The 8,150-nt window shown below is 51.1% G+C and carries 9 protein-coding genes; 8 read left to right on the forward strand and 1 reads right to left on the reverse strand.

What is annotated here, in order from left to right:
• Positions 1 to 623: 623 nt before the first annotated feature.
• The 7 genes from GOV53_RS21045 (at position 624) to GOV53_RS21075 (ending at position 5,979) form a co-directional block, all read left to right on the forward strand.
• On the forward strand, positions 624 to 923 hold the full coding sequence (locus GOV53_RS21045) for a hypothetical protein (protein WP_170470481.1): 300 nt from the start codon (positions 624 to 626) through the stop codon (positions 921 to 923).
• 300 nt (positions 924 to 1,223) lie between these two features.
• On the forward strand, positions 1,224 to 1,586 hold the full coding sequence (locus GOV53_RS21050; RefSeq protein WP_170470484.1) for a hypothetical protein: 363 nt from the start codon (positions 1,224 to 1,226) through the stop codon (positions 1,584 to 1,586).
• Positions 1,587 to 1,641: 55 nt separating this feature from the next.
• Entirely contained in the window at positions 1,642 to 2,256 is a 615-nt protein-coding gene (locus GOV53_RS21055) for a hypothetical protein (RefSeq protein WP_170408626.1), read from the forward strand.
• A gap of 52 nt (positions 2,257 to 2,308) precedes the next feature.
• Positions 2,309 to 2,614 (forward strand): hypothetical protein, encoded by a 306-nt coding sequence (locus GOV53_RS21060; RefSeq protein WP_170470487.1) that lies wholly within the window; start codon positions 2,309 to 2,311, stop codon positions 2,612 to 2,614.
• Between the two features lie 42 nt (positions 2,615 to 2,656).
• Entirely contained in the window at positions 2,657 to 2,830 is a 174-nt protein-coding gene (locus GOV53_RS21065; RefSeq protein ID WP_170470490.1) for a hypothetical protein, read from the forward strand.
• 784 nt (positions 2,831 to 3,614) lie between these two features.
• The gene (locus GOV53_RS21070; protein ID WP_170470493.1) at positions 3,615 to 5,048 is read left to right on the forward strand and encodes a hypothetical protein; all 1,434 of its coding nucleotides are present in this window, start codon (positions 3,615 to 3,617) and stop codon (positions 5,046 to 5,048) included.
• Positions 5,038 to 5,979: a metallophosphoesterase family protein gene (locus tag GOV53_RS21075; RefSeq protein WP_170470496.1), complete on the forward strand. Its 942-nt coding sequence runs from the start codon at positions 5,038 to 5,040 to the stop codon at positions 5,977 to 5,979. Before GOV53_RS21070 ends, GOV53_RS21075 begins: the two co-directional genes overlap by 11 nt.
• Here the strand turns inward: GOV53_RS21075 and GOV53_RS21080 are convergent, their stop codons facing one another.
• Complete coding sequence (locus GOV53_RS21080) at positions 5,980 to 6,705, reverse strand: hypothetical protein (RefSeq protein WP_170470499.1); 726 nt, start codon at positions 6,703 to 6,705, stop codon at positions 5,980 to 5,982.
• 214 nt (positions 6,706 to 6,919) lie between these two features.
• Here GOV53_RS21080 and GOV53_RS21085 point away from each other — a divergent pair, with 214 nt between their 5' ends.
• Positions 6,920 to 7,852 (forward strand): SdiA-regulated domain-containing protein, encoded by a 933-nt coding sequence (locus GOV53_RS21085; RefSeq protein WP_170470501.1) that lies wholly within the window; start codon positions 6,920 to 6,922, stop codon positions 7,850 to 7,852.
• Positions 7,853 to 8,150: the final 298 nt, after the last annotated feature.

Here is an 8,150-nt window from a genome sequence, read left to right on the forward strand (position 1 = left end):
CGGAGAACTGGAAGTATTTCGAGAAACACGATTTAACGGATTCACCAAATCCCATATTTCACTCCTTTCTTACTTTCTGTGCGGTCTCAAACGCTTTGCCGCTCAGGAGAACGCACTCGCCCCTAAGGATGCTCCCTCTTACCTTTTTGTTTGAAAGCAGAAGCCTATCGCAAGAGAGCGTAAATAATTTTACGCGCGGAAAATATATTGATTTATCAAAAATTAGATTCAAACATGCGAATTCGACACAACTTTATTTTACCTCCGTTGTTGTCGTTGCTGCTCGCTGTGCCGAGCCCTTCCGACTGCTGGAGTGAGTGCTGGCGGTCGGAAGGCACTTTACAATGATTGAGCGCTGGGAGGACGCGATGCTTAGACTTAACGTACTCGCCCTCTGTCCAGAGTTTGCTCTAGCATTTGCTAGTGACGTCATTCGGCCTTCACACGTTATTGTCGGCCCCGATAGTCAACGAAATATCTTCCCGCCGACCAAGCCCCCCGCGGCAAGTTTTGGGAATGGTAGTCACAGGATCAAGGTATGTTCAATTGGCTGCACAGACGCGGGAGCTTCAAACAAGCGCATCCAATTTCACTAATTTCAAGGGAACCAGAGGGAGAAGAAAATGTCTAACAAGATGGTGATGATTGCAGGCGCGACATGTTTCGCACTGCTTGCGGCCTGCGACGATACGAGTACATCAAGCGCGTCCGCCGAGCTCACACCCGCTCAACAGGCGTGTTTACGAGATGTAGCCAAAACAACGAACAATTCGCAAGTCGTTGTGCTCTCATCCGCGTTTAGCGAAGCTGGAACACAAGTCACAGTCGGGGTTGGCGAGGATCGTGCTCCTTGGAACTGTATTGCCTACAGTGATGGCGCGACCGCTGGTATCGAATTCCTGGGCGACGAAGGCGCATTGTGACCAGTTTGGTGCGCGGCGGAGCACGGCTGCGCAGCACTGGCTTGATCTGCTGAGGCTCGACTTGGTTTGTAGAACCACCATCATCGTATTCGCGGTCATGTACCTGTTGGCGTTGGTTGCATTCTTGACGGGCACATTTGGCTGGTTGGGACAGGAACGAGACCCTTTGTCCGGAGTGTTCCTGCTGCCGTTGGGACTACCTTGGATACTTGTGGCGGACTTATTTTCGGATTCCGCCAAGCCGTGGTTCGCGGCGATTGCTCCGGCGCTCAACCTGTTAGCGCTGGTTTTGATTTGCAGATGGGCACGCAGATTGCGCCAGTAGTGGTGGCTGAACTCTTTCTCACCAAAAGGGAGGAAAACATGGGAAAAGTAATCTTGGGAATTGTGATCGGGCTCGTCCTCGGCGTGGTTGGGGCGATGACCTTGGGTGGCGGGGCCGCGGTGGGTGTCGGCGTTGCGACAGGCTTGTCCGCCGGTGTCTGCACCACATTGAAAGGAGCACAAGCTGAGAACCTTATCACCGCCGAGCAAGCGGATCAGATCCTCAACCGCGTAAATTCCGAAATGGCGTCACTGCAAGGAATTGAAACGACGGACGAGATCGTCGGCAGCGCGCAGGCATGCGATGAATTTCTGTCAAAGTTACGAGACGCGAAGTGAGGTTCCGCTTTGTACGGAACAAAACTCTAAGGATCAGCCAGCAAGGGACCATCTGATGAAATTCGCTGTACTCAAATTCCTCGCACCGATGTTCGCAATCGCAGGCACGGCTTCTTTTGCAATGTCTGAAGCAGACGACGCGTGTATCGATCATTTGCGACAGGTTGGAGGACCAGACGGTCAATCAGGTACGATTGAAAGCTCAGAGTTCTCAGAAGCGGGCACGCTCGTCATGCTACGAGACGCAGGCGGAACACTTTGGCGCTGCATCGCGTACAAGGATGGTAGCATCGGCGAGATGTCGGTTGTCGAAGCGATGGATGATGGCGGTGGAGCCATGGCAGGCGCCGCCGGGTCTACTGGTAGCCAACGTGTCAAATTCGATGCTGGTTCCACCGGCGCCGAACTCGTTGGTGAACTCGCGCCCGGAGCGTCACAGCAATATGTTCTCGGGGCAAAAAACGAACAGTTTCTTTACGTCCGCGTTGCTCCGCGAAATGGCTCCTTAGACTACGTTATTCGTAACCCCGATGGTTCTGAACTGTTGGGATTAATGTCGGCGGACAAGGAGTATCGAGGGCAGCTTTGGCAATCTGGTGATCATGTTGTGGAGGTTATCAATCGCAGCAACTCTTCCGTCGGCTACAACGTAATTTTCGGAATTGAATAGGTGATCGACGAGAAGCCCTTGAACACGTTCCCAAAACAGCCAGGAAAAACACATGAGAACCAATGTCCTAATGGTGATCGGCGCGGTATGTATTTCTGCACTTGCAGCATGCGAAGAGAGTGGCGGATCGGTGGATTCAAGTGCACCAACTGTGGGCAGCTCTAGCGATCTTTCGCCATTTGAAGGGGCAAGAGCGGGCCAAGCTGAAATGGGCATCCAAAGTCTCGGATTTGAACTCATCCGAAGCGAAGGGCTGACCTCGTACTGGTTTAACAAGGATACAGGTGCATGTGCTCAGATCACGACGTCTGAGGGAAGGTACTCAGATGTAGCTATGCTGCCATCAGGTGACTGCTGACAAATTTCCATCAATCCCAAATCCAAGAGAAGGAGCCCAAACTTGCAATTCGACCTGGCACACGCGGCGGTCATCGTTGTCGCCTTAATCATCACTAACCTGGTATTGAAATCGGCTGGCGTGATCAACGAAGAAAACAAGCACCAATGGAACTGGAAAGTTGTTCTAGCCTACTTCGTAGTCGTCGTTATCATCAATCTCGTGTGGCCCATCTAAAGTTTCACAGCGGAAAGCTATTTGCCCACTTGATATGGTTGTCATGAACTAGCCTTTCCGAGAGACTATCAGGTCGCAAGAGTTTGAGCATCAAAGGTTCAAGAATAGAAAGGAGTTAGCATGCGGTTTTTGGCGCCCCTCATATTCATTAGTGTTCTCGCGACCGCTGCGAATTCTGACGTTACCAGTCGAAATGGCGGTCCAAGCAACAGCCAAATGCTTTCAAAGGGCGGCGACGGAGGCGTTGATGGTGTCGCTTTCTTTCGCCCAGTCTTAAGCGGAGTGTTGTACCGATCCGGTTTCAAGGGCGGCGACAAGGATCGAACTGGCCTAAGTAACGGTCAACGCGAAACTCTGTGCGGTGAAGGTTTTTCGACCGGGTTTTACGCCGACTTTGGCAAAAACACTGAATACGGTCGCACTAGTTGCGGTAACGGATCCTTTGACTATCAAAGCGCCAGATCATCCCGACCCGGTGCCGTTATGGCGTCCATACACGAGGTGATTGAAAACCCTGGAAAGGGCCCTGTCCTGGTACACTGCATGTGGGGCGTTCATTCCTCGGGCGCATTGTCGGCAATGGCGCTCGTTCAGTTCTGCGGTTGGACGGAAGAAAGGGCCAAGGAATATTGGAATGATGCCCGAAACGGGGCCCCATGTTCAGGCGGATGCGACAAGTGGATTGACGCAAAATTCTCCAACTTCAGTGTCAACCCAAAGTTGAAAATCTCCACCGAACAACAGGCCGCGATTTGCCCTAAATGATTCCAGGAGGACTATCCAAATGAAGTTCAATCTTCTGGGGTCACTTGCTTTCATTGCACCCACTGTCTTGTGGGCGAACGACGATGTTCTCGGTGAAGCCACGACATTTGATAGTCCCAACGGCGTTACTGAACGCTGTATTCGGATCGAAAAAATTCCAACGGGCGAGTATAAGAAAAGCGATCTTGAGGAGGAAACTGCCTATTGCGAGATCGATTTCTATGCCTCCGAAATTGCTATTTGTCCAAAAACCTGGAGCACTAGCCCAGGAATGGCCGTCTACGATATTTCGGAAGGACCCTACACGGGGAACCGCTCTGAATTCGAGAGAAACGCTTGCAAAGAGGGGAAGGCGGCGAAAGATCTGGCCAAGGACAGGGTCGCTAAATTCAAGTCCACCATGAACCAAAAGGGCACCAGTGGAACGTTTTCCACTTCGTCGCTGCTTTACTATCATTTCTCCAGATATTTCGACGCGACTGTCAAAGTTCCAGTCGCCGTTTGGCGTAGCATGGACGCCCAGGCGCATTTTTCCGAGGTCGCCGAGCCTGGCCTTGCGATTTCTGGTGGCTCTCATGGCGGGCGCATGAACCATGAAGGCTGGCGGGTCTTCGCAGCTGCGGATGCTGACCCGAACTCATACCAGCCAACCGACGATCTGTTCACCGCAGATCGAACGCAAATCTACGGTGTGCTGCTTGATAGCCCTGGGCATCGATACGGCTCGGAAATCAACGGCACCCGTAAATCTGGTTGGGGGAGAGGTCAGAACCGCGATTTTCAGGAAACTCCTGCTTTCTTGGCTTTGCGTTCTTCAAAACCCTTGCCAGAGGCCATTGTAGTGGGCGTCGGAGAAGGTCGAAGAGACCGGATGATCAACAAGGATCTCGGCCCCGATGTCAGTGACCAACAGATGGCATTTTGGATGCAAGAACTTACCGAAATTGTTCTACTCGACTTCATCTTCAGCCAGCAGGACCGTGTAGGAAACATAGACTTCACACCCTATTGGTATTGGGTTGAAGACGGAAAGCTGAAGCATAAGAAAGCCAATCACCATCAGCCGAACGATGGAGATATTCCCACCGAGGCATCATTGATCCGTCGCAGCAATCTAAACGACAACGATGCTGGTGGGCGGGTCGAGTATGCTAACTTCGCGAAATCTACTCAAATGCTGGAAAAAATGCGGCACTTCTCTCCAAGCACCTACCGGCGCTTGATTGCTTTGAATAGTGATCTTCAATCTCAAGGTCCCGTCTATGGCTGGTTGTCGCGGAGCATTGGGTTGTCAGATAGGCAGATTGCCCAAGTTGTGAAAAACACCGAGCTGGCAACGTCCATTCTCCAGGACAATTGTTCTAATGGTGATTTGATGTTCGACTTGGATCCTGTCGCATTCATTTTGAGAAACGACACCGAGGTAGAGGCTGTGGACTGTTATGAACCGTAGGTGTTCTGCGCTTATTGCGGCGTTCATTTGGACCACTCTGCTCGCCTGCAAAGCGGCGGCATTGGATGTTATCGTCATATCGGATCTGAACGGCAGCTATGGTTCGGTGAAATACGATGCCCGCGTCGACAAGGCGATTAAGCGGATTGTCGAGATTGATCCCGATTTGGTGATTTCGACCGGAGATATGGTTGCGGGACAGCGTATTCCCAATTTGTCCGACAAACAGGTCAGAGAGATGTGGAAGGCGTTTCACGAGGCCGTATCAGATCCTTTAGAGGCTGCCGGCATTCCATTTGCGGTCACACCAGGAAACCATGATGCCTCCGCCTACCGAGGGTTCGAGCGTGAAAGAAAAATATACGCAGAGGAATGGACTCCGAGAAAACCAAGCGTCGACTTCCTGGTTTCGGATGACTACCCGTTCTTCTACGCATTTGAGATGCAGGGCATTACGTTTGCGTCTCTGGATGCAACGACCCTGGGCCCGCTATCCGGTGATCAGCAGGACCGGCTACAGGAACTGGGTGCAGACGGGGACCCGATTGTCACTTTCAGTCACCTCCCACTTTGGCCCTTCGCGATCCAGCGCGAGCGCGAAATCATCGGTGATCCGACACTTGAAAAAATCTATTTGGAAAGCGGTGTCGTTCTGCATCTGTCAGGCCACCATCATGCCTTCTATCCCGGTTGGAAAGACGGTGTGGCTTATGTCTCTCAAGCTTGTTTGGGAGGTGGTCCGCGGCGGCTTATTGGCGATAGCGCCAGATCACCTCACAGCTTCACTCATGTTACGTTCCAGCCGAACGGAGAGTTTGGGATAGCAGTATATCGAGGACCCGATTTCGAAAGGTCGGTAAACTTCAAGTCGCTTCCGAAAGAGATCAGATCCCCGAACGCGGTGTTGAAACGTTTGGACCTTGTTAAATGACTAGAGGTTGAGTTTCAGCTCAACTTTATCAGGGACCAGATCGTTTATCATCTCTTCTATCCGGGCTTCTGAAAGCCCTCCCGAGGTGATGAAAAGCAATGAGACGCGAGACTTTCCGGGGACGTGGTGTTTTCTGACCAGCTTCCAGCCAGCGTCTGCGGCCATAGCTTCAATGGCCCCGCTGACGTTCAATGAGTGTTCTTCGTCTGAAGCTTTGAGCGAAACTTCCACACCCTTGTTTCGTCCACCGAGCCAAATGAAACACCAACATACAACCGCCACCAGTGTGGCCATCAGCGGCAAGCCCAAACCGACCGCAAGACCAAGAACAGTCACGATTATCATTTCGACAGTGTCCACCGGATCATCGAGATTGGAGCGGAACCTGAGCAACGCTCCGATTCCAAATATGACAAAACCGATCATTGACCCGTGCTGAACCACCAGAAAACCAACCGCCATGCCGATAAGCGCATACAGGAAGAAAAGCCTTGGCATAACTATGTCGCGGACGCTTCTACGGGCTTTACGTCTCACCGGATGATAGACGATCAAGCCAGCCAGAATGATCGTGACGATCACATCGAGAGTAAAGAAATACAGTTCCTGTTTGCCACGAAACTGCGTCCACCGGCGTTCGATAACGATTTCTGACCCCGAAGCCCCGGCCAGCATCGTCGCAGGGTCGACTTGTGACACCGCAGCACCTGGCAACAGCAGCATCAACAACACGGTCACAAGTGTGAGGGTCGTATTCAACTTGTCTTCCTTCCTGCTCAAGCCAAAGGCTTACGCTTAACAAAAGCACATCGTGCCCTATTCAATTCAATCGCAACAGGCGGGATCAGGTAAAGAGATTACAGTGCATTCTTCGGACATCGTATCCGGACTGTGATACGAACGCTGATACAGGGATGTGGTCCAAGCGCGAGAGAATCCAATGACAGAAAACAGAGTGTTTTCGTCAAAAGCTGAAATTTCACGGTGTTTCTGCAAACTTAGACGATTCGCTTTTACGGCCAGCTTGGTTGCGGCAGCCTTCTTGCCTTGGACCGATTTTGCCTACGCCGAAAGTGCTGGTTTGGTTCTGGTCGATAAATTCAAGGTGGCAGACAAATCAGAGGGATTTTCAGAGCCTTCCGGTTTGGCAATGTCTAACGCTGAAGGCTTCTTGTGGTCTGTAAGTGATGCCGAACCTAAACTGCACCTACTCGGAGTCGACGGGGTATTAGGAAACTCTTTCAAGTTGCCAGCATTGGCAGGATCAGATTTGGAGGGTGTTGCACCTCGAAAGGATGGGTCTGTTTTGGTGCTTCAAGAAACTGACCGATCAATCCTAGTCGTTCACCCAACTGACCCCATTCAACTGACGACAATACCTCTCGCATCTCTTAAAGGTTACCCGACCGCCGCTGCATTACTCGTCGGCAACCCATTGAACAAGGGACCCGAAGGCATCGCCGTTGACCCGGAATCCGGGCGGGTCTTCGTTGGCATTGAGGGACAACCAAGGTTGTTAATGGTGTTATCGCCAGAGCTAGACGAAATTATTGAGATCATTCCTTTAGCCCGCGATGCAGGTTTTATCTCCGAGCGTATAGATGATGATGAACTGGATTTGAGTGGCCTGGCATGGTCCCGGTCCTCGCGTTCTCTTTGGATTGTGAGTGACAAAAGCCGTCAGATCTTCGTCTACAATCCAGAGTCCAAGTCCGTAAAGTCTATCAGTTTGACGTTCACAGAAGATGGAAAACAAAAAGAAGTTAAACATCCCGAAGGGATCGCCCTCGATGAGACCAGAGGGCTTCTCTATATCCTGACAGACGATGCCAAGAAATCGCGGCTTTATGTTTTTGAGCAACCGGAATTGTGAGGACTGTTCTACTAGTTCTCTACTCTAACTTGTTGAAAAGCCGGGTTGTGTAATTGAGCGCCGTCGTATGTGCGGCATATTAAGTAAATCCGCGTTCTGTTCACTGTGTTTCTTAAAAACATCACCCATCAATACATTCGAGTAGCGTCAGGTTCACACATGCGAACCACATAATAACATTGGACTTCAACATGCTCAGTCACTTTAAGGTTGTCAAAAATGCGCATATTCAGCTCAGTTGTTTTTGCGATCATTTGCGCTCTTGTGACCATAGTATCAGTTCCAAAATACAGCATTG

It is taken from the genome of Ruegeria arenilitoris, assembly GCF_013035315.1.
Lineage (GTDB): Bacteria > Pseudomonadota > Alphaproteobacteria > Rhodobacterales > Rhodobacteraceae > Ruegeria > Ruegeria arenilitoris_D.